Below are 21,138 nucleotides of genomic sequence, written 5' to 3' on the forward strand. Positions count from 1 at the left end.
AGTGGTTATCCAAGAACTCGAACAATAATTCTAGTTCCGGGAGGGAACGCGCATGCGGAAGATGTGGGGGCCGTGCGCCCTGATGCTGGGCACGGCGATGGTGGCGTTGACGGCGTCATCGTCGAACGCGCAGGAGGCGGGCGCGGCAGAGGAAACCACCTTGCAGGATATCGTCGTGACCGCGACCAAGCGCGCGACCGACGTGCAGAAGACCCCCATCGCCATGGACGTGGTCACCGGGGACGCCCTGGCCAATCTGGGTGTGAACAGCGTGGACGCGCTCAGCAACGCGGCGCCTGATGTCAACTTCGCCGGGGGCGGGCTCAACAGCACGGTCATCACCATCCGGGGCATCTCCAGCCAGGACGTGACGGAACTGGGCGATCCGGCTGTGTCCCTGAACTTCGACGGTGAATACCTGACGCGGCCCCTGGGGCTGAACGGCGCCATGTTCGATATCGCCCGGGTCGAGGTGCTGCGCGGGCCGCAGGGGACGCTGTATGGCCGCAACGCCACCGCCGGCGCCATCAACATCATCACCAACCGCCCGTCCGATAAATATGAGGCTTCGGGTTCCCTGGACGTCGGCAACTACGGTTCCATCATCACCCAGGGCATGGTGAACGTCCCGGTCAGTGAGACGCTGGCGCTGCGCGCGTCCTTCATGACCAATGACCGTGACGGCTATCGCGACCATGGGGATAACGGCAAGTCGGACGACGCCCAGATGCGCGCCGTTCGCCTCCGGGCCCTATACACGCCTACGGACCGGTTCTCCGCCCTGATCACCGGGGAATACATGCGGGCCGGCGGCGTTGGCAGCCAGCCCAGCGGCTTCCTGCTGCCCAGCACCCCGGCGACGTTGGGCAAGGTACCCTCCACCTATGTGCCGGATCTGGGCAACACCTCCAACTGGCCGCTGGACATGAAGGGCTTCTTTCACCTGGCTCAGTCCGATCTGCGGTGGGAGCTGAACTATGACTTCGACTGGGCCCGGCTGACCTATGTCGGCGGTTATCGCCGCGTCACCAGCCATCAGTTGAACGACATCAGTGGCACGGCCACCCAGGTGGTCGACTATGACAGCCGTAGCGACTACACGACCCAGGGCCATGAATTCCGCCTGTCCAGCGTGGCGGGCAGCCCCTTCAATTGGCAGACCGGCGTCTATTACTCCAATGAGGACCAGCTGACCGACAGCGGCCTGTTCACGCCGGCGACCGTGTTCAACGGCGCGCGCGACGTCTACACGGTCAAGTTCAACTATCCCAACGTGAACGCCACCTCCACCGCCCTGTTCGCCCAGGTGTCGGAGCCGCTGACCGACAGCTTGACCTTCACCCAGGGCGTGCGGTGGACGCATGACGAAAAGTCCCGCGTCGGCACCCAGAACACGCTGAATTTCGGCCAGTACTTCGGTAGCGGCGGCCACACCATCGCCTACACGCCGCTGGACGTGGGCGGCCAGGGCTCCTGGTATCGCACCAACTGGCATGTGGGGCTGGATTGGCAGGTGGCGCCGGACAGCATGGTCTATGTGAAGGCCAGCAGCGGCTACAAGTCCGGCGGCTTCACCACGGTGAACACCTACGGGCCGGAAGATTTGCGGGCCTATGAGATCGGCACCAAGAACCGATTCTGGAACAACCGGCTGGAGGTGAACGGCGACCTGTTCCACTACGATTACACCGGCCAGCAGGTGGCCACCTTCGTCCCCACGAACGACGGCACGGGCCTCAGCGTCCTATCCACACAGAACGCCGGCGCCTCCACCATGGATGGGGTCGAGGCCGAGGTGACGGTGATGCCCACCAAGGCCGACAAGGTGCATTTCTCCGCAAACTATCTCTTCGCCGAGTTCACCAAGTTCACGGGCGCCCAGGCGGTCATCGTCAGCAGCGTCTCGGACCCCGGCAGCGTGTCGGTGAACCTGAAGGGCAACACCCCGCCGCAGTCGCCCAAGTGGACCCTGGGGATGAGCTGGGAGCACACCTTTAATTTCAGTTGGGGCGATCTGGTCGCCACGGCGCAGGGGCGCTATCTGTCCGCCTACTACCTGACGCCCTACAATTTGCTGGCGGACCGGCAGCCGGGCTATCACCAGACCGACCTCAGCCTGGCCTAGTCGTCCGTGCATGATCGCTAACGCTTTGGCACAGTGAGTGTTTCAGCGCCCGATCAGTAATCGGATTTGCAGGAAAGCGGGGGCTCGACCTCCGCTTTCTTGCGATTTGGGGATCCCCTTTTGGGCCGTTTCGTGATTCGATTCCCCCTGTGAACAGCGGTGGGAACAGGCCATGTCACGACCACGGGATACCCGACAGAAAGACCTTCTGCGTCCAGCCCTGGACCAGATCATCGACCTGAAGCATCCACTGGTGGTGCTGGCGGGGAAGATCGACTGGGGCTTCCTGGAACAGCGTCTGGGCGGTGTCTACAAGGGCGGCCCTGGCCAGCCGCCGCTGCCGGTCCGGCTGATGGCGGGCCTGCTGATCCTGAAGCACATGCACAATCTGTCCGACGAGGTGCTGACCGCCCGCTGGGCGGAGAACCCCTATTTCCAGTTCTTCTGCGGCGAGGAGGTCTTCCGCCACGACCTGCCTTTCGACCGGTCGTCGATGTCCCGCTGGCGCCAGCGTCTGGGCGAGGAACGGCTGGCGGCACTGATCCAGGAGAGCCTGCGGGTGGCCCAGGCCACCGGCGCCCTCAGCACCAAGGACTTGGCGCGGGTGGCGGTGGACACCACCGTCCAGCCCAAGGCCATCGCCCACCCCACCGACGCCCGCCTGACCCACAAGGCCATCGAGAAGTTGGTCGCCTTCGCCAAGGACAACGGCATCACGCTGCGCCAGAGCTATCTGCGCGTGGCCAAGAAGGCCGCCATCATGGTCGGCCGCTACACCCACGCCCACCAGCACAAGCGGGCCAATCGCCAACTGAAGTTCCTGCGTACCCGCCTGGGCCGCCTCATCCGCGACATCAACCGCAAGATCGCCGCCAAGGGGGACGCCGAGGCCCCGGAACTCCTGGCCCACTATGGCCCCTTACGTGACCTGGCCATCAAGATCAGCATGCAGACCCAGCGCCAGCGCGGGCAGAAGGTCTATTCCCTCCACGCCCCCGAGGTCGAATGCATCGGCAAGGGCAAGGCCCGCGCCCCCTACGAGTTCGGTTGCAAGGTCAGCGTCGCCGTCCCCATCACCAAGCCCAAGGGAGGGCTTTTTGTCCTCCATGCCCAGGCCATCCACGGCAACCCCTTCGACGGACACACCCTCGCCAAGGCCGTCGCCGACATCAAGGCCAACACCGGGCGCGATCCAGACCGGGTCCACGTCGACAGGGGCTATCGCGGGCACGACCATCCCAACAAGTTCAAGGTCTGGATCACTGGCCAGGTCCGCAGAACCACCGCCGCCATCAAGCGGGAGATGAAACGCAGGGCCGCCATCGAACCCATCATCGGACACCTCAAGGCCGAGCACCGCATGGGACGAAACTACCTCAAGGGACGCAGCGGCGACCGCATCAACGCCGTCCTCGCCGCCGCCGGCTTCAACTTCCACCTCCTCGTCAGGTGGCTCAAATACCTTTGGCGTGCCCTCTTCCTGGCTCTCCAAGTCCAAAGCAAAATGGCCCTGATCAGCTCCAATTGAGCCAATCAGCACCATTCTTCACAGGCGACTGGCCTATTACGCGCCCAGCGGGCACTGGGACCTCATGGCCTATGTCCGCAACCTGGAGGACAATCGGGTGCTTACCTATTCGTCCTTCACCTCTCAGGGCGGCAGCAACGTCTATTCCTTCACCTTCGCCCCGCCCTTGACTTACGGTGCGCGGCTGGCCGTGCACTGGTAGGCCTCTTCCTCCCTACCTGTGACGGATATTGGCCCGCCCCCGGGATGAACCGGAGGCGGGCCATTTTTTTATCCGCTCGACCTAACAGCAGATCAGAACTTGTAACCGGCCGTCAGGCGATAGTAGCGGCCCAGGATGGAACTGAAGTACCGGCTGGTGCTGTATCCCGCCTGCGGGAAGGGGACATGGGAGTTCAGCACGTTGTCCACGATGAAGCGGAGGCGATAGCCGCCCTCGAATTCATACCCCGCCGAGGCGTTGTACATCACATACGGGTCCATGACCGGGTACTGGTAGTTGGACAGCGGCGTATTCACGCTGATGCGGGTTTCGCTGTAATACTGGGTCTGCCACAGGAAATCGAAGCCGCCATTTTTGTAGTTGATATTGGCGGTGAAGTTGTTGCGAGGCTCCTGCACCCCACCCACAGTGTACTGCTTGTCGCCTGTGCCCACCTTGTAATAATGGCTGAAGGTGTGCAGGTAATTGACGCTGAAGTCGATGGCGCCATAAGTGTCCGGCAGACCGACGTCGCTGAGGTTGAAGGCGTAGTCCAACTCCGCCTGCAGGGCCTTGAAGCTTTCGATGGCCGCGTTGTAGTAGCCCTCCGACACCGACGTCACCTGGCCCGTGCTGTCGCGGGTGAAGGTGTTGCAGAAGGAATTGCCGGGGGCGCCGTCATAGCAGGCGTCCAGCAGGTCCGTTGCACCCAGCTGCGAGATCTCGTTGCTGATATCGATGCTGATGTAGTCGGCGGACAGCGTCAGGCCGGGAGCGTAGCGTGGACGCAGCACGGTGCCCACCGTCCAGCTGTCGGCGATCTCGTTCTGCAGATGCGGGTTGCCGGAGCTGGTGCCCGGGATGGTGAAATCGACGATGTTGGAGGTGAAGGGCTGGGTGATGCCGGCGGCGGCGCAGTTGGCTGCGCGATTGGCCGGGTTGGGGCCGCCGTTGATGTAGCGGGCGTCGCAGGGATCGTTGGCGGTGTCGAAAATCTGGCCCGTGGGGCTGAAGGCTTCCGTCACGGCCGGGGCGCGGAACGACCGGGTATAGTTGCCGCGCAGAGTTATGTCGCGGATGGGCTGATAGGTGCCGCCGCCGGTGTAGGACCAGAAGGTGCCTGTCAGGTTGTTGTCGACCAAGCGGGCGGAACCGTTCAGCTCCAGGCTGTGGATCAGCGGCACGCTCATGTCCGGCGACACCACGGGGATGTTCACTTCGGCGAAGCCCTCGTTGGTGTGGTACTCGCCGGCCACCGGGTCGATGGGAATGCTGTTGCCGAACTGGGTGCGGGTACCGTCGCCGTTGGGCTGACCATAGTAGAAGGCGCCGGGGTCGAAGGCTGTCGTTTCGCGGCGGTACTCATAGCCGGCGGAGAACTTGGCATCGCCGGCCGGCAGGTTGATGATGGTACCGCCAATGTCGGCCAGCACGTCGTACTGGGCATTGCTCTGCTTGGGATGGGCGATGGCGGTGATGTAGTCCGTCGCCGCCTTGCTGGCATGGTTGATGCCGAAGATGTTCAGCGGCGCGCAGGTGCTGCTCAGCGTGGCGATGGCCGCGTTGGTATAGCCGGGGGCGCAGACGATGTTGCCGCTGCTGTCCCGCACTGCGTCTATGGCGTTGAAGAAGTTCTGGGTGACCAGCTGACGGTCGTCATTCGACGTGTCCGACTTGCCGTAGGTGCCCGTCACTTCCCAGTTGAAGGTGCGGTTGAGGGCGGAGAAGTCGCCCTCCAAGCCCGATACCACGCGGTAGATGTCGGTCGTGGTGCGGAAGGCGCCGGTGGCCAGGTCCGTGTTGGCCCGCGCCATGTAGAAGGTGCTGGGATCGCGGTTCTTGGCGGTCAGGTTGTTGATGATGGTCTGCTGGTCGGCAGCGCTTAGATAGGGGTTATCCGTGCTGAGGATAAGGTTGCCGTTGACGTCGCCCGCACCGCCGAACAGGGCGGTGTTGTAATAGGGCTGGGCCCGGAGGTTGGCGGCGCGCAGGTGGCCGTACCACAGTTCGGTGTTGAAGCGGATATGGTCAGTCAGGTCGTAATGGCTGAGCAACGTAGCCTGGGTCCGGTTGCTCTCCGTCAGCAAGTTTCCAAAGTCCGCGATGGGGAAACCACTGCCACCGGCCTGATACAGGGAGCTGCCGGTCGACTGACCATTGATGAATGGGGTCAACTGGCCATCAGGACCGAAGTACAGGGCCTGGCCCGCCGCATTGGTGATGGCGGAGGAGACCTTTCCGCGGGATATGGGCGTCCCATCCTTCACCATGGGCATACCGGTGTTGGTGAAGACATTATAGTGCAGGCCGCCGGTGTACAGCTGCTGGGTATAGGTGTGGCCCGAGGTGGCGCTGCCAAAGAACGTGTCCACGCCGCCGGTGGTGCCCCGGCGGTCTTCCGTCGTCAGGCCGTTCTGCTTGTCGTACTGGACAGCGACGGTGATGTTCCCGCGGCCATTGTTGAAGTTCTGGCCCAGCACGGCTGACGCGTTGTAATCAGCGGCGTCACCATATTCCGACAGGCCGCTGGAGACGCTGACGTCGGCGCCCTGGAAATCCTTTTTCAGGATGATGTTGACGGTACCGGCGATGGCATCGGAGCCATACGTGGGGGCGCCACCCACCGCAACCACCTCGGTGCGATCAACCAGAGCCGTGGGAATGGCGGACAAATCCACCGGGCTGCCGGCGACGGCACCGAAGATGGACGAACTGGCGGAGGAGACGAAACGGCGACCGTTGACCAGAGTCAGGGTGCGCTGGGAGCCCAGATTATACAGGTTGACGAAGGTCTGGCCGGCGCCAAAGGAACCTTGGCTGCCCACCGGGCTGTTGCCTGGCACACTGAAGGCCGGCAGCTCTTGCAGCGCCTGACCCAGGTTGGTGAAGCCACGCTTGGCGATCTCGTCCGAGCCCATCACCTCGGCGGGCTGCATGGTGTCGAAGTTGGCGCGCTTGATGCGCGACCCGGTCACGACGATTTCGTTGAGCGAGCTGGACTGCTGCGACCCGCTGGTCGTGCTCGTATCGGCCGACGAGGCGGCCTGGGCCACTTGCGTCTGCGGCGCTGGCGTCGGGGTTGCCTCCCCACCCTGCTGCTGCGCCCAGGCGCCCGATGCGGCACCCACCGTGCCGATGGCCGCACCCACCATCAAAGAAAGGCGCAGGCGGTTAAGCTTCTGGAAAAAAAGCGAAGATTGGGTAGACCGACCCATCATTTGCCCCCGTTGTTCTTTAGACCCGTTTGTAGGTCCATCAAAATTTAAGCGGCGGGCCAGGGTCAATGCGGTTTTGTTGCTCATTGGTTAACGTTTTTGGTTTGCGTCGCAAGAATGCAACACAACCGGGGCATTTATATAACTTTTTGGTGCGACAATTTTTCATACCCCCGCCGATTTGGGTAGTGCATGCGTCGCGTCCCGGCAGGCCATGCCCGTTACCTGGCACAGCCATTGGTCGCCGCCGCCTTTGAGCCGTAACTAGCGATAGAAACGGGGCGACTCAGGCGCTTCGGCCTGCAGCCGCGTCCCACCCCAGGGCCAGGGCGCCAGCCAGACCCGACTCGCCGTCCAGGCCCGGTGGGACGATGAAGGCGGTAAGGTCGCCGGTGACGGCGGGGTGGTCGATATAGCCGCCGACGTGACGGCGGGCATGGTGGCGGACGCGCTCCAGCAGGCCGGGCCGGGCGCCGACCCCGCCACCGATGACGATGCGCTGGGGCGACAGGGTGAACAGCAGGTTGGCGGCCATCTGTCCCAGGTAATCGCCGACCAGGTCCCAGACGGGGTGATCGTCGGCCAACTCGGTGGCCGGTCGGCCGACGCGCGCCTCGATGGCGGGGCCGCAGGCCAGGCCCTCCAGGCAGTCGCCGTGGTAGGGGCAGTGGCCGGTATAGGGGTCGCGGGCGGGGTCGCGGCGTACCAGCAAATGGCCGCCCTCGGGATGGACCAGGCCGTGCTGCGGCCGTCCGCCGACCACCACGCCCACGCCGATGCCGGTGCCGACGGTGACGTAGACATGGCTGTCCAAACCTTGGGCCGCGCCCCAGCGGCCTTCGCCCATGGCGGCGCCGTTGACGTCGGTGTCGATGGCGACAGGCACGCCAGGCCCTAGGTCATTTAGGGCGGTGGCCAGGGCATCGCGCACGGCGGCACCGGCCCAGCCGGGCTTGGGCGTGCGGGTGATGGCGCCATAGCCGGGGCGCTTGGGATCGAGCTGCAGGGGCCCGAAGCTGGCGATGCCGACGGCGTCCAGCCCGCCCATGTGGTCGGCCAGGTTGCGCAGGGTGTCGGCGCAGCGCGCCAGCGTTTCCTCCGGGCTGGTGGTGGGGATGCGGATGGTCTCAATGGTCTGCGGCCGCGTGGTGCCGTCCATGACGGCCGCCCCCACGATAGCCTTGGTCCCGCCCAGCTCGATGGCGCCGATACGCTTCATGGTGCAACCTCGGACGTTGGCCCCGCCGCCACGATCCATCGCGTCTGCCACGGCCCCAGCGGCAGCGCCGTCAGGTCGATGGCCGTCTCCGCCACCGCGTCCCGCCAGGCATCGGTAGTGGCAGGCAGCGACACGGTCACGGCTTGGCCGGTCAGGTTGGCCAGGCATAGGACCGCCCGCGCCCCCACCCGCTCAAATCCCAGGATGCCGGGCGCAAGGCCGGCGAGGGGGCGGGCGGGCTCAATGCCATTTAGGGCGTCCAGCGTCGCCCGCACCCGGATCAGGCGGCGCAAAGCTGTGCGAAAGGTCCCCGCGGCGGTGGCGCTGTCATCGCGTTCGGCGGCACGGTCCCAATCCATGTCCGGCCGGTGCAGCCAGCGGCCTTCGCCCGCTGGCAGGCCGGCAAGCGGGGCGTTGGTCAAGGCGATCTCATCCCCCATGTACAGCACCGGCAGGCCATCCAGGGCCAGGGTCACCTGGTACAGTTGCAGCAGGCGCGCCAATGCCGCGTCCGTGTCGGCCTCGCCGGGGCGTCCCTCGGGCCGCAGCCCCACCAGCGACGCCGCCATACCGTTGGTGCTGGGCGCGCCATCGCCGTCCGCCTGGAAGGCGGCACCCAGGGCGTAGCTGCCAGGCGTGGCGCCAGCGTAGAAGGCGGACACCCGGTGCAGCGTCTCCTGCGGGATCAGGGCCGCCAGGGCATCCCAGATGATGTCGTCATGACAGCGCACATAGGTGATCCAGGCCGCCTGACGGGGGCGGACCGCCAGGCGGTCCAGCAGGGCGTGGGCGGGGGCCGCGTCCCCGGTCGCCTGGGCCAACCACAGGGCGGTCATCATGCCGTTGTTGTAGGCCAGGTGGCATTCATTGGCGGCCGGCAGGCCGGTGGCGTCGTCCCGCCCGAAAAAGGACACGACGTCATCGGGATCGACGATGGCCTCGCCCTTCAGCAGCACGGCGGGGGCCGCGATGGTCAGCAGCGCCCGCCAGGCCCGCACCACCCAATGGGTTTGCGGCAGCCCGCGACAGGCCGTACCCGGAGCCTTCCACAGGAAGGGGGTGCTGTCCAGGCGGAAGACGTCCACCCCCTGGTTGGCCAGGTGCAGCAAAACCTCCAGCATCTCCTGGAAAACCGCCGGGTTGGCGTAGTTCAGGTCCCATTGATAGGGATAGAAGGTGGTCCATACCCAGGCCTGGCCGCCATCGCGGGCCAGCGCCGGCTCCGGTGTGAAATTGCCCGGCGCCGTCTTGGGGAAGACCTGGCCCAGCGTGGCCTCATACGCGGCCACGGACTCCGCACTCTCCAGCACGTGGTAGTAGGCGCGATAGCGCGGGTCGCCCGCCCGTGCCGCCTGCGCCCAGGCATGGTCGCGGGCGGTATGGTTGCATACCACGTCCAGGCACAGCACCATCCCGGCGCCATGCGCGGCCTGGGCCAGCGCTGCCAGATCCTCCGTCCGGCCCAGCCGGGGCTCGACGGCGCGGTAATCGGCCACGGCGAAGCCGCCGTCGTTGTCGCCCGCCTGCATGGCCAGCAGGGGCAGGGCGTGCAAGTAGGTGACGCCCAGATCCGCCAGATAGCCCAGCCGCGCCTGGACGCCGGCCAGCGTGCCGGCGAAACGATCCACGTAGAAGCAATAGCCCAGCTGGTTGGAACGCTGGAACCAGTCGGATTCCGCCAGCCGGCGGGCGTCCCGCTCCGCCAAAGGGGCCGGTCGGTTCAGCGCGGCGGTGGAAACGACGTTGCGCACCCGGCCCAGCCAATCCTCCACATCCGGAACCCCGGCATAAAGGCGGCGCAGCAGCGCCTCGGCCGTCGGCCAGTGGCGGTCCAGGCGCTGGCGCAGGGACTCGGCCCGGCTTGGGGCTCGGCTGGGGGGGAAGAGGTCATGCCGTTAAATCCCAGGATGATCGATAAAAAGACCGGCTGGCGGGCGTGTTTCCACGAGAGAGAGCCCAAGGGCGGGCGCCCACCTGGGGAGAGACCCACCTGGGGAGAGAAAGGTGGGACCCGCCAGCCGGTGCCAAGATCAGAAGCTGTACTTGACTCCGGTTTTGAAGGTGCGGCCGTTGATGGACCGCGCCAGCAGGATGCCGTTGCTGGGCACGGCATCGGTGGTGCCGTCCACCTCCGTCAGGCCCAGCGTGTTGAACAGGTTGTTGGCGGAGAAGGACCAGACGATGTCGTTGGTCAGGTTGTAGGTCGCGAACAGGTTGACTTGGGCATAACCGGGCATCACCAGCTTGTTGGTGGTGTCGGCGTAGCTGTCGGTAGTGCCGATGATGTTCACGCCCACGCTGTAGTCGTTACCCACATAGGACGGGGTGATCTGGTAGACGAAATCGGCCTGGCGCTGGGGCACGTTGCCCACGTCGCTGGGGGTGATCTCATCCTTGGTGATGCGGGAATGGGTGTAGGTGACGCCCGCATCCAGCTGGAAGGCGCCATAGCGGTAGCTGGCCTCCAGCTCCGCACCCTCCGCGTCATAGACGCGGGAGATGAAGCGCTGGGTCAGCGAGGTCACGTCCTGGTTGGCTTCCTCGGTATTGGCGTAGAAGCCGGTCAGGAAGACGCTGAGGCCGATGTCCGACCGCCATTTCACGCCACCCTCGGCCTGCTTCACCTTGTTCACCGCGTTCTGGTAGGCGGTGGAGCCGTCGGCGTTGATGGAGCCGAAGGCCAGGCGGTCGGCGTTGGCGCGTCCACCCTCGCTATAGCGCACGAACAGCGCCAGGTCGCGGTCGATGGCGTAGTTGGCACCGATGGAATAGGAGATGTAGTGCCAGTCGTAGTTGACCGGGTTGGCCACCGACTGGTTGACCACCGGCACCGTCAGTTCCGGTACCTGCAGCACGCCGTCCTGGTTCACGTCCAAAGCGGTGGTACCGGTGGGCCCGGCGTAGCTGCCCGAGGCATGGCCGTAATCGTAACGCAGGCTGGCGTCCACCGTCAGCTTGTCCCAGGCCCAGTTCACCGCGGCATAGGGCGCGTCGATGTCATAGTGCATGTCATAGCTGCGCACGCAGCAATTGCCCCAATAGGGCTCGCCATAAGCGACCAGGCCGTTGGAGGTGACGGTCTTGCCGCTGGCATTCAGCACGTTGAGCAGCACGGCGTCCTTGCCGTTGACCGTTTCCAGATAGGTGTTCCAGTGCCAGTCCATGTCGATGTTCTGGCGGGCCTTATAATAGCCGAAGGAGACGGCGCCCTTGCCCAGGGGCAGGGTGTCCAGCGTCTTGGTGACCTTCAGGTCGTTGGTGTAGGTGCCCAGGTCGTTGAGCTTGACGTTGAACAGGGCGATGCGGGAGGCCAGCCCGTTGCCGCCCACGCTGGCGGCGCTGACCGTCTGGCCGGCGTTGGGGCCGCTGGCGTATTGCAAGGTGGCGCCGGTGCCACCGATCTCCGTCGCCAGGACGGAGGCGCGGTCGACCTCCTGCGGGTAGGGGCCGACGAAGTCGCCGGTGTTGTCGGCCACGCGGAACTTGTCGTCCAGCGTCCAGCCGGGCGCCACCTCGAATGAGGCCTCGCCGCCGAACGCGGTGCTGACGGGGTGATAGCCGTCGCCGATATTGGTGGTCAGGCGGTTACCGTTGGCGTCTATCGCCAGGTCCTTGCGGAAGTAGGGTGACTGGAAGGCGCCACTCAGCGCATCGAACCCGGCCAAGGAGGAGATGTGCGGGTTGCTGCCGCTGCCGGAAATGGCCAACGGGACGGGCAGGTAAACGGGTGACCGGTCGTTCAGGTACTTGAAGTCCAGGCGGATGAAGCCCTTTTCCATGTCGTGGGTGACATTGGCCTTCACCTGGCCGCCGTTCATGGCGTCGTCATAGCCGACGGACCGCGGGCCCTCGCCAGTGTGGTAATAACCGCCGACATGGAAGCGCCAGCCGGGGGCGATGGGGCCGCCATAGGCGAAGTCGGCCCGCGTCTCGTTGTAATCGAGGCCGCGGGTCAGGCCAATGGCGCCGCCCTCCTTCTCGCCCGTGTCGCTGACGAAATTGATTACGCCGCCCGGCGCGTTGCTGGCGAAGGTGGAGGCGGAGCCGCCGCGGATGGCCTCCACCCGCGCGACATTGTAGTCGGCGCGCAGATAGGTGTCGGCGGTGCCGAAGGCGATGTCCCCGAACTGCATGATGGGCAGGCCGTCTTCCTGCAATTGCAGGAACTTGGCGCCACCGGAGGCGACCGGCAGGCCGCGCACGGCGATGTTGGCGTTGCCTTCGCCGCCCGACGCCTCGGCCCGGAAGCCCGGAATGTTGCGCAGGATGTCGGCGGCGCTGCTGGGGGACGACTGGGCGATCTGGTCGGGGTTCAGGGTGCTGACCGAGACGCTGGTGTTGAACTTGCTCTGCGGCAGGGCCGTGGCGGTGATGACGATCTCATCCAGGTCCAGGCCCTGCTGGGCTTGGTTCTTGGCGGCGTCCTGGGCGGGATCCTCGTCGGCCAGGGCGGGGGTGAACAGGGCAGGCGTGACGGTGACGGCGGCGCCCAACAGCAGGGCGCGGGCCAAACGGCGCTTCATGGCGATCTCCCTAGTTTGTCTTTTTTTGATTGTCGATTGCGGGCGGCCTCCCCGGCCGCCTCTGGACACCTTTACCCAAACATACGTTACAACCGATTGCAATAGTCTTTTGGAGTTTTGCTGAACGCCTCCGGCAGGTGGGTGGTGGAGTGCAGAGAACACTTATTAATCTTTGTTAACCAATGAGTTGCCGGCATGGCCCTGCCCGATGCGATGTGGGGCATTGGGCGCCCAGGCATTTATTTTTATACAACCGATTGCAATTTTCTGCCGGGACGATCAAGGTGCGTTCGCCGGGGCCTGCTTCTGTGCCGCCCTGGCGCCAAGGATAAGCAAAAGTTTAAGGGAGGACGGGATGAACGGCGGCAGTCCGCTGGGGTCCTGGGATGTGGCGATCATCCTGGTGTATGTCGTGGTCATCATCGCCATCGGCCTGGCCGTCAGCCGGCGGCAAAGCACGGCGTCGGATTATTTCCTGGCCCACAAATCCAAGACCTGGCCCGTCATCGGGCTGGCCCTCCTGGCCTCCAACATCTCCAGCACCACGCTGATCGGGTTGGCGGGGGCGGCCTATGACCATGGCATTGCCGTTTTCGACTATGAATGGATGGCGGGCGTCGTCCTGGTCTTCTTCTGCATCTTCCTGCTGCCCTTCCTGCTGAAAACCGGGGTCTACACCACGCCGGAATTCCTGGAACGGCGCTATGACCGGCGGTCACGCCTGCTGTTTTCCGGCCTGACGCTGTTCCTGAACATCGCGGTGGACACGGCTGGTACGTTGTATGGCGGGGCGTTGATGTTCCAACTGGCCTTTCCGGCCGTGCCCATGGGCGTCATCGTCCTACTGCTGGCGCTGGGCGCCGGCATCTACACCACGGCTGGCGGCCTGGCCGCGGTCATGGTGACGGAAACCATCCAGGCGGTGCTGCTACTGACCGCCGCCGCCGTCATCGCCGTCATGGCTTTCAACCAGGCGGGTGGCTGGGACGTGGTCATGGCCGCGACCAAGCCGGAGATGCTGAGCCTGATCCGCCCGGCCAGCGACCCGGTGCTGCCCTGGACGGGACTGATCACCGGGGTGCCGCTCATCGGCTTCTATTTCTGGTGCACCAACCAGTTCATGGTGCAGCGCGTGCTGTCGGCCAAGAGCATCGACCATGGCCGCTGGGGCTGCCTGTTCGCCGGCCTGCTGAAGCTGCCGGTGCTGTTCCTGATGGTGCTGCCCGGCACCGCCGCCCTGCTGCTGTTCCCCGGCCTGCCGCGGGGGACCTGGTCTATCCCTCGCTGGTGTTCAAGCTGCTGCCCACCGGTGTGGTTGGCCTGGTGGTGGCCGGCTTCCTCGCGGCCATCATGTCGGCCACGGCCTCCACCTTCAATTCCGCCTCGACCCTGGTGACCATGGACTTCGTGCGCCTGCGCTGGCCCCACCTGGGGGAAAAGCGCCTGGTCGCCACGGGGCGGCTGGCCACCCTGGCCTTCATGGGCTTGGCCGTGCTGTGGGCTCCGCAGATCGCCCGCTTCGGCTCGCTATGGCAGTACTTGCAGGCCATCCTGGCCTATGCCGTGCCGCCGGTGGTGGCCTTGTTCCTGGTGGGCCTGTTCTGGGCCCGGGCCAACGCCACTGGTGCCTTCGCCGCCTTCGCCGGCGGGTTGGCCCTGGGCCTGGGGCTGTTCGTCTACTGCGTGGTGCTGGGCCATGGCGGGCCGCATTTCCTGCTGATGGCGCCCCTGCTGGTCCTGGCCTCCGCCGTCATCCTGGTCGTGGTCAGCCTGCTCACCGGCGATGGCACGCCGAAAGCGGCTGGGGCGACAGACGGGGCGGCGCTGGTGTGGACTCCCGCCGTCTTCCGGGCCGAGACCGCGACCCTCGCGGGACAGCCGTTGTGGATGAACTACCGCGTCCTGTCCCTGGGCCTGCTGGTCCTCACCGCGCTCCTGGTGTGGTGGTTCCGCTGACCACGCCGCTGCTGGCCCGCACCACCAGCTCGGTCGGCAGCATGACCGAGCGGGTGGGGCGGCCGGCGATCTGGGCGAACAGCAGGTCCACCAGCAGGCGGCCGCCGGTGGCGGTGTCCTGGCGCACGGTGGTCAGTGCCGGATTGTAGAACGCCGCCATCTGGACGTCGTCATAGCCCACCACGGCCACATCCTCCGGCACCTTCAGGCCCTGGTCCTGAAGCGCCCGGATGGCGCTGATGGCGATGACGTCGGAACAGGCGAACACCGCGTCGAAGGTGGCGCCGCCGCAGATCAGGCTGCGCATGGCGGTCAGCGCGGCGGCGCTGGCGAAGCGCGTCGGCACATCCAGGGCCGGGTCAGGCTCGATGCCCGCCGCCGCCAGCGCTGCGACGTAGCCGTCGTGGCGCAGGCGCATTTCCGGCACCGTCCGCTGTCCCAGGAAGACGATGCGCCGCCGTCCCTGGGCGATCAGGTGGGCCACCGCCCGCTCCGCCCCCGCCTTGTTGTCGGAGCCGACGGTGACGTAATGCTGTTCCGGTAGCTGGGCGCCCCACACCACCAGGGGCAGGTTGCGATCCGCCAGCCGCTCCAGGCCCAGATGGGCGGTGCTTTGGCCGATGGCGATCAGTCCGTCCACCCGTCCCGTATCCACCAGGTCGGCCATGCCCGACGCCCGGCCGGGGCCGATCTTGGACAGCAACAGGTCATAGCCGTGGTCGGCCACAGCATCGGCGATATGGCCCAGCAGCTCCAGGAAAAACGGGTCGGAAATCGGCTGGTCATGCTCGTGCAGCAGGGGGATGACCACGGCGATGGTGTGGGTGTGCCCCTTGCGCAGGCCCTGCGCCCGGGTGTCGACGCGGTAGGAATGGGAATTGACCAGGGCCTGGATGCGGGCCCGCGTTTCCTCATTCACCAGGGGGCTGCCCGACAGGGCGCGCGACACCGTGGATTTGGAAACCCCCGCCATGCGGGCGATGTCGTCCATCTTGACGGCACCCATCTTGGCCCTGGACTGCCCCCCCTCCGGGATGGTCCCGGCCGGGGTGACACCGGAGTGCGACGTGGCCGCGGCGGCCGGCTTGTCAGCCATGTCCCGATCCTGACAGTTCAATGAAGCGACCATACACCGGTACGGCCATACACAGGTATGGAACGCATGCCGATGGTCACGCCGCGTCCCACCCCAGGGCCAGGGCGCCAGCCAGACCCGACTCGCCGTCCAGGCCCGGTGGGACGATGAAGGCGGTGAGATCGCCGGTGACGGCGGGGTGGTCGATATAGCCGCCGACGTGACGGCGGGCATGGTGGCGGACGCGGTCCAGCAGGCCGGGCCGGGCGCCGACCCCGCCGCCGATGACGATGCGTTGGGGCGACAGGGTGAACAGCAGGTTGGCGGCCATCTGTCCCAGATAATCGCCGACCAGGTCCCAGACGGGGTGGTCGTCGGCCAGCTCGGTGGCGGGGCGGCCGACGCGGGCCTCGATGGCGGGACCGCAGGCCAGGCCCTCCAGGCAGTCGCCGTGATAGGGGCAATGGCCGGTGTAGGGGTCGCGCTCCGGGTCGCGGCGTACCAGCAAATGGCCGCCCTCGGGATGGACCAGGCCGTGCTGCGGCCGTCCGCCGACCACCACCCCCACGCCGATGCCGGTGCCGACGGTGACGTAGACATGGCTGTCCAGGCCCTGGGCCGCGCCCCAGCGGCCTTCGCCCAGGGCGGCGCCGTTGACGTCGGTGTCGATGGCGATGGGCACGCCGCCGGGCCTCAAGTCATGTACGGCGGCCGCAAGGGCATCGCGCACGGCGGCACCGGCCCAGCCGGGCTTGGGCGTGCGGGTGATGGCGCCAAAGCCGGGGCGCTTGGGATCGAGCTGCAGGGGCCCGAAGCTGGCGATGCCCACGGCGTCCAGTCCACCCATGCGGCCGGCCAGGTCGCGCAGGGTGTCGGCGCAGCGCGCCAGCGTTTCCTCCGGGCTGGTGGTGGGGATGCGGATGGTGTCGATGGATGTCGGGCGTGCGGTGCCGTTCATGACGGCCGCCCCGACGATGGCCTTGGTCCCGCCCAGCTCGATGGCGCCGATACGCTTCATGCCGACCCTTTCCCGTTAAGGGGGGCATCCTGCCAAGGACGGCGCCGCCTGACAACGCCGACGCCGTGTCCCGGAACCGTATTGGGGCCCTGAATTTTCGTCGGGGTGCCGGGCATCAACCTGGCATTTCAATGAGGGGGCGCACCTCCACCGCGCCGTTGGCCGCCAGGGGCACTTGGCGGGCGATGGCCAGGGCCGCCTCCAGATCCGGCGCCTCGATTAGGTAAAAGCCCCCCAGCTGCTCCTTCGTTTCGGCGAATGGGCCGTCATGCACCGTCTTAATGCCCCCAGTGGTGCGGACGGTGGTGGCGCTGGCAACCCCGGTCAGGCCGGCGCCCCCAACCCGCGCGGCACCCAAATCCCGGGCGAAGGCCTCGTGCCGGGCGATCATGGCCTGCAGCAGCGGGCTGTCCCGCTCCTCCCCATAAGCCGCCTCATCCTCATAAATCAGCAGCGCGTAGTACATGGGAGAAGCCCTTTCCGTGAGAGGCTGAACGGCGCGTTCCGCGTCCGCCGCTCAAGAGACGGGTGGACGCCACCGGATCCGACAACGGCGATCGCAGCGTGGAAAATTTTTTCGTCGGACTCAAGGAATGGGGATTCCGCTTGTCTAGCGGACCATCCCCGCGCCAGTCTGGCGGGGCAGTCTGGAGCAGGCCTCAGGAAACCATGACCCCCGTGTCGAATGTCCGCCGCCTTTCCTTCCCGGGACCGGGAAGCCTTACGGGCCGCCGCCATTGTTTTAGGGTCTGCAAGGATCATTTCTTCACCGTAATGGATGGTCGCTCATGAGTTGCTGGCGCCTGTTGGCTTGTGTGGCGGTCCTGGCCGCCGCCTGTGTCCCTCACGCCTGGGCCGCGCCGCCGACGGACGCCGCCGACAGCCTGAAGACGCTGGTGGAGGTGTCGGCCGACCGGCTGGCGATGGCCCACCAGGTCGCCTTGTCCAAATGGGACAGCGGTGCCGCCGTCGAGGACGGGGGGCGCGAGGCGGTGGTGATCATGAGCGCCGTGTCGCAGGGCGAGGGCCTGGGCCTGGAGCGCATCTGGGTGGCCGGCGTCTTCCGCGCTCAGATCGAGGCCAACAAGCTGGTGCAATACAGCCTGATGGCGGATTGGGCGCGCGCTGGCGCCGCGCCCGACCATGCGCCGGTTGATCTGGTGCGGGACGTGCGGCCACAGTTGGACATCGCCCAGAAAACGATGATGGCCGCCTTGCCGGGCGTCGCCCCCATGCGCGCCCGCAAGACTTGCCGGGCAGAGGTGGCGGCGGCGGTCAATGACTATCTCTACCGGCGGCAACTGCCGGCCGGCACGCTGGACGCCATCGCGCTTGACCGCGCCATGGCCGGCGTGTGCGGCGGTTAGCCCGCCTCCATGTCCTCAGATCCGATAAAGGCGCCTTTCATGAAAGACCGCATCCGCGTGCGCGAGGACCGTGTCCTGTCCAAGGGCTGGGCCGTGCTTCGCAGCGTGACCTTCGATTATCGCCGCCGCGACGGCGATTGGCAGACCATGACGCGCGAGGTTTATGATCGCGGGCACGGTGCCGTCATCCTGCCCTATGACCCGGTGCGCGGCACCGTGCTGCTGGTCAGCCAATTCCGCTATCCCGCCTATGCCACCGGCCATGCCGCCCCGCTGATCGAGGCCATCGCCGGCCTGCTGGACGACACCTCGCCGGAGGACACCATCCGCCGCGAGGCGGAGGAGGAGGCGGGTTGCCGCATCGGCGAGGCGCGCAAGGTGTTCGAGGCTTTCATGAGCCCCGGTTCCGTCACCGAAAAACTGACTTTCTTCGTCGCCCCCTACAGCGCCGCCGACCGCGTGGGCGCCGGCGGCGGCCTTGCGGCGGAAGGCGAGGATATCGAGGTGCTGGAACCCACCTTGGAGGAGGCCCTGGCCATGGTGGCCGACGGCCGCATCGTGGACGCCAAGACCATCATGCTGCTGCAATACGTCAGGCTGAACAGCCTGGCGGGCTGAAGATCTGCGCCGGGGCCGGCCTGGTCAGACGCCCCTGACCAGGCCGCCGTAGCCTGCCACGATGGGGTCCGCCGTCAGCAGGGGAATACCTTCGGCATGGGATTGGGCGATTAATATCCGATCAAACGGATCGCGGTGCAGGGGCGGCAGATCCTGCACCGCCAGCGCATGTGCCCCCGTGATCGGCAGTTCCTCATAACCGTTGTCCAGAAGCCCCCGCCGTAGCAGCTTGGGATCCACCTGGAAGTCAGCGCGTCCCAGCCCGCGCTTGATCACGACCTCCCAAAGACTTGCGACACTGAATAGGCAGTCATTGCTCAAGTCGCCCAACAGGACTTGGACATCGCCCGACAGGCGGTCCGGTGCGCTGGCGGCCCAAAGAAGAATATGGGTGTCGAGCAAAAACTTCACGGCGTGCCGCCAGAAAACAGCTCGGCGATGGTATCGCCAGCCATTCGGTCGAAGTCGTCTGGAACATGAAGCTGTCCCGCCAGAAAACCTAGGCGCTGGGGCGCGTCCGAATCCTTCTCCGCTAGCGCGATGACTTTCACCATTGGTTTGCCGGCCTTGGCGATGATGAAGGACTCACCCTGAGCGGCCTTGTCAACCAGACGCGACAGATGCGTCTTGGCTTCATGAATGTTCACCGTCCGCAAGAGCGGCCTCCATCTATAAACTAAGTTCTATTAGTTTAGTCCGCTTTTTCCTCGGCCGCCATTCTCCTCTCCATCACCTTCCGCGCCGCGACCCCTTTGTTAACCGGGCAGTGCTTGCGGGCCTCAATCCACGTAGATCATGAATTGCTCATACCGCCCGGCGGCCGCCCGGGCGACGATGCGCACGCTGCGGCTGGCGAAGGCGGCCTGGTAAATCTCTTCGGTGAAGCCGCCGCGCAGGCGGCGGGCTATCGGCTTAACATCCTTCAGCGCGCCCAGCGGGCCCAGGGTGGCGGCGTAATCGGCCAGGGCGGCCGGGCTGAAATAGGCGGCGCCATTGGCGGTCAGGTGCGCTGTGTCGGCGCGGCCCTGGGCCAGGCCTTCCAGGAAGGCGCGGGCGGTAGCCGTCTCCACGGCGCTGGGCTGGGTCGACAGCGGCAGCGCGGCGCTGATCTTCTGGGCGATGGCGGCGGGGTCGCCATAGTCGCTGTTGACCAGCACCACGATGGTCATGCCCAGGTCCGGCCACACCCGGTTCTCCGCCAGGAAGCCCGAAACCTCGCCACCATGGCGCAGCAGGCGGGCGGCGCCGTCGCTGGTGACGGTCAGCCCCAGCCCATAGCGTGTGTCCTGCCCGTTCTTCAGGCGGACGCTGGTTTCCATGGCCGCCCAGCTTTCCGGCTTCAGCAGCTTCCGCTGCATCAGGGCGATGTCCCAGCGCGCCAGATCCTGGGGCGTCAATGCCAGTTGCGCCGCCCCGACCAGCCAGCCCGCCGCCTCCTTGGGCGCGGGGCGCGGCTGGCCCAGGGCGAAGCGGGTGTAGCCGGCGGCGTCCTTGGGGCCCAGCGGGCCTTGGTCGATATCGGCAGCATCCAGCCCCAGGGGCTTCAGCACCCGCTCATTCAGGAAGGTAAAGAAGGGCTTGCCCGATGCCTTCTCCACGATGCGGGCGGCGATGGTGAAGCCGGTGTTGGAGTATTGCCAGGACTCGCCCGGTTGAAAGTCCAGCGGCACGCGGGCCCAGCGGTCGAAGATGCCGTCGGAGGTGATGGGCTTTTCCATCATGGCCGGCACATAGTCTTGCGGCCAGAAATCCCGGTAACCCGCCGTGTGGCTCAGCACCTGGCGGATGGTGATGCGGTCGCCATCGGTAAGGTTGGGGATGAACTTGCCCACCGTGTCGTCCAGCGACAGGGTGCCATCCTCCACCAGCAGCATCAGGGCGGCGGCCGTGAACTGCTTGGAGACGGAGCCGATGGCGAAGCGCTGGGCCGGCGTCGCCGCCACCGCCGGGTCGCGCCGGGCCTGGCCATAGGCATGGACATAGGCGATGGCGCCATCGCGCACCACGGCGATGGAGGCCGCCGGCGTCCCCGTGTCGGCCAACGCCTGCGTCACCGCCGCGTCGATCTTGGCCGTCACGTCGGGGGCGAGGTCGGCGCCCAGGGCGGCGCCGGACAGAAGGACGCTGCCCATGAACAGGGTGGTGAGCAGGGGGGCGAACGGGAACCGCATGGATTTTCCGGACCGTGGTGGGGGGGATGGCGTGCATCTTCCCACTGCGGCGCGGTTTAGGAAACGGGCCTTATGGCCGCTGCCGCTTCAATAGAAAAGGGGCGGCCCTCCCGCTTGGTGG

Annotated in this window: 15 protein-coding genes and 1 pseudogene; 6 read left to right on the plus strand and 10 right to left on the minus strand. The window is 66.2% G+C overall.

Annotated features, from left to right (window positions below):
* The first annotated feature begins 52 nt into the window (after window positions 1–52).
* The 3 genes from UCD39_RS28060 (at window position 53) to UCD39_RS28070 (ending at window position 3,855) form a co-directional block, all read left to right on the plus strand.
* The gene (locus tag UCD39_RS28060; protein ID WP_330498895.1) at window positions 53–2,125 is read left to right on the plus strand and encodes a TonB-dependent receptor; all 2,073 of its coding nucleotides are present in this window, start codon (window positions 53–55) and stop codon (window positions 2,123–2,125) included.
* 172 nt (window positions 2,126–2,297) lie between these two features.
* Window positions 2,298–3,653, plus strand: coding sequence for an IS5 family transposase (locus UCD39_RS28065; protein ID WP_330497857.1), 1,356 nt, complete (start codon window positions 2,298–2,300; stop codon window positions 3,651–3,653).
* A 64-nt stretch (window positions 3,654–3,717) separates the two neighbouring features.
* A complete protein-coding gene (locus UCD39_RS28070) occupies window positions 3,718–3,855 on the plus strand; it encodes a hypothetical protein (protein WP_330498896.1) in 138 nt (45 codons plus the stop codon).
* A gap of 92 nt (window positions 3,856–3,947) precedes the next feature.
* On the opposite strand, the gene UCD39_RS28075 is transcribed toward UCD39_RS28070, so the two are convergent.
* The 4 genes from UCD39_RS28075 to UCD39_RS28090 all read right to left on the minus strand — a co-directional run bounded on the left by UCD39_RS28075 (window position 3,948) and on the right by UCD39_RS28090 (window position 12,812).
* Entirely contained in the window at window positions 3,948–7,007 is a 3,060-nt protein-coding gene (locus tag UCD39_RS28075; RefSeq protein WP_330498897.1) for a TonB-dependent receptor domain-containing protein, read from the minus strand.
* A gap of 349 nt (window positions 7,008–7,356) precedes the next feature.
* Window positions 7,357–8,289, minus strand: coding sequence for an ROK family protein (locus UCD39_RS28080; protein ID WP_330498898.1), 933 nt, complete (start codon window positions 8,287–8,289; stop codon window positions 7,357–7,359).
* Complete coding sequence (locus tag UCD39_RS28085; RefSeq protein ID WP_330498899.1) at window positions 8,286–10,061, minus strand: alpha-amylase family glycosyl hydrolase; 1,776 nt, start codon at window positions 10,059–10,061, stop codon at window positions 8,286–8,288. The genes UCD39_RS28080 and UCD39_RS28085 overlap by 4 nt, the downstream gene beginning before the upstream one ends.
* A gap of 258 nt (window positions 10,062–10,319) precedes the next feature.
* Complete coding sequence (locus tag UCD39_RS28090) at window positions 10,320–12,812, minus strand: TonB-dependent receptor (protein ID WP_330498900.1); 2,493 nt, start codon at window positions 12,810–12,812, stop codon at window positions 10,320–10,322.
* Window positions 12,813–13,167: 355 nt separating this feature from the next.
* On the opposite strand from UCD39_RS28090, the pseudogene UCD39_RS28095 reads away from it, so the two are divergent.
* Window positions 13,168–14,768 (plus strand): annotated as a pseudogene (locus UCD39_RS28095) (sodium:solute symporter).
* Here UCD39_RS28095 and UCD39_RS28100 read toward each other — a convergent pair.
* The 3 genes from UCD39_RS28100 to UCD39_RS28110 form a co-directional block, all read right to left on the minus strand.
* On the minus strand, window positions 14,737–15,864 hold the full coding sequence (locus UCD39_RS28100; protein WP_330498901.1) for a LacI family DNA-binding transcriptional regulator: 1,128 nt from the start codon (window positions 15,862–15,864) through the stop codon (window positions 14,737–14,739). The pseudogene UCD39_RS28095 and the gene UCD39_RS28100 overlap by 32 nt on opposite strands.
* A 76-nt stretch (window positions 15,865–15,940) precedes the next feature.
* Window positions 15,941–16,861, minus strand: a complete 921-nt coding sequence (locus UCD39_RS28105) for an ROK family protein (protein ID WP_330498902.1) — start codon at window positions 16,859–16,861, stop codon at window positions 15,941–15,943.
* Window positions 16,862–16,976: 115 nt separating this feature from the next.
* Window positions 16,977–17,327 carry a YciI family protein gene (locus tag UCD39_RS28110; RefSeq protein WP_330498903.1) on the minus strand — a complete coding sequence of 117 codons (351 nt, stop codon included), beginning with the start codon at window positions 17,325–17,327 and terminating at the stop codon, window positions 16,977–16,979.
* Window positions 17,328–17,649: 322 nt separating this feature from the next.
* Here UCD39_RS28110 and UCD39_RS28115 point away from each other — a divergent pair, with 322 nt between their 5' ends.
* A complete protein-coding gene (locus UCD39_RS28115) occupies window positions 17,650–18,228 on the plus strand; it encodes a chorismate mutase (protein WP_330498904.1) in 579 nt (192 codons plus the stop codon).
* A gap of 39 nt (window positions 18,229–18,267) precedes the next feature.
* Window positions 18,268–18,846, plus strand: coding sequence for an NUDIX domain-containing protein (locus UCD39_RS28120; protein WP_330498905.1), 579 nt, complete (start codon window positions 18,268–18,270; stop codon window positions 18,844–18,846).
* 24 nt (window positions 18,847–18,870) lie between these two features.
* Here UCD39_RS28120 and UCD39_RS28125 read toward each other — a convergent pair whose 3' ends face one another.
* The 3 genes from UCD39_RS28125 to UCD39_RS28135 all read right to left on the minus strand — a co-directional run bounded on the left by UCD39_RS28125 (window position 18,871) and on the right by UCD39_RS28135 (window position 21,017).
* Entirely contained in the window at window positions 18,871–19,257 is a 387-nt protein-coding gene (locus tag UCD39_RS28125) for a type II toxin-antitoxin system VapC family toxin (RefSeq protein WP_330498906.1), read from the minus strand.
* A complete protein-coding gene (locus tag UCD39_RS28130; protein ID WP_420872619.1) occupies window positions 19,254–19,493 on the minus strand; it encodes a type II toxin-antitoxin system Phd/YefM family antitoxin in 240 nt (79 codons plus the stop codon). The genes UCD39_RS28125 and UCD39_RS28130 overlap by 4 nt, the downstream gene beginning before the upstream one ends.
* Window positions 19,494–19,625: 132 nt before the next feature.
* Complete coding sequence (locus UCD39_RS28135) at window positions 19,626–21,017, minus strand: serine hydrolase domain-containing protein (RefSeq protein WP_330498907.1); 1,392 nt, start codon at window positions 21,015–21,017, stop codon at window positions 19,626–19,628.
* Window positions 21,018–21,138 lie beyond the last annotated feature (121 nt).

The organism is Nitrospirillum karajorum (assembly GCF_036348415.1).
GTDB lineage: Bacteria > Pseudomonadota > Alphaproteobacteria > Azospirillales > Azospirillaceae > Nitrospirillum > Nitrospirillum amazonense_B.

Excerpts from the sequence above, each read along its gene's own strand:
- UCD39_RS28110 (WP_330498903.1), bottom strand. The coding sequence starts at position 17,327 with ATGTACTACGCGCTGCTGATTTATGAGGATGAGGCGGCTTATGGGGAG.
- UCD39_RS28105 (WP_330498902.1), bottom strand. The coding sequence starts at position 16,861 with ATGAAGCGTATCGGCGCCATCGAGCTGGGCGGGACCAAGGCCATCGTC.
- UCD39_RS28100 (WP_330498901.1), bottom strand. The coding sequence starts at position 15,864 with ATGGCTGACAAGCCGGCCGCCGCGGCCACGTCGCACTCCGGTGTCACC.
- UCD39_RS28090 (WP_330498900.1), bottom strand. The coding sequence starts at position 12,812 with ATGAAGCGCCGTTTGGCCCGCGCCCTGCTGTTGGGCGCCGCCGTCACC.
- UCD39_RS28070 (WP_330498896.1), top strand. The coding sequence starts at position 3,718 with ATGGCCTATGTCCGCAACCTGGAGGACAATCGGGTGCTTACCTATTCG.
- UCD39_RS28060 (WP_330498895.1), top strand. The coding sequence starts at position 53 with ATGCGGAAGATGTGGGGGCCGTGCGCCCTGATGCTGGGCACGGCGATG.
- UCD39_RS28120 (WP_330498905.1), top strand. The coding sequence starts at position 18,268 with ATGAAAGACCGCATCCGCGTGCGCGAGGACCGTGTCCTGTCCAAGGGC.
- UCD39_RS28065 (WP_330497857.1), top strand. The coding sequence starts at position 2,298 with ATGTCACGACCACGGGATACCCGACAGAAAGACCTTCTGCGTCCAGCC.
- UCD39_RS28135 (WP_330498907.1), bottom strand. The coding sequence starts at position 21,017 with ATGCGGTTCCCGTTCGCCCCCCTGCTCACCACCCTGTTCATGGGCAGC.
- UCD39_RS28075 (WP_330498897.1), bottom strand. The coding sequence starts at position 7,007 with ATGGTGGGTGCGGCCATCGGCACGGTGGGTGCCGCATCGGGCGCCTGG.
- UCD39_RS28080 (WP_330498898.1), bottom strand. The coding sequence starts at position 8,289 with ATGAAGCGTATCGGCGCCATCGAGCTGGGCGGGACCAAGGCTATCGTG.
- UCD39_RS28115 (WP_330498904.1), top strand. The coding sequence starts at position 17,650 with ATGAGTTGCTGGCGCCTGTTGGCTTGTGTGGCGGTCCTGGCCGCCGCC.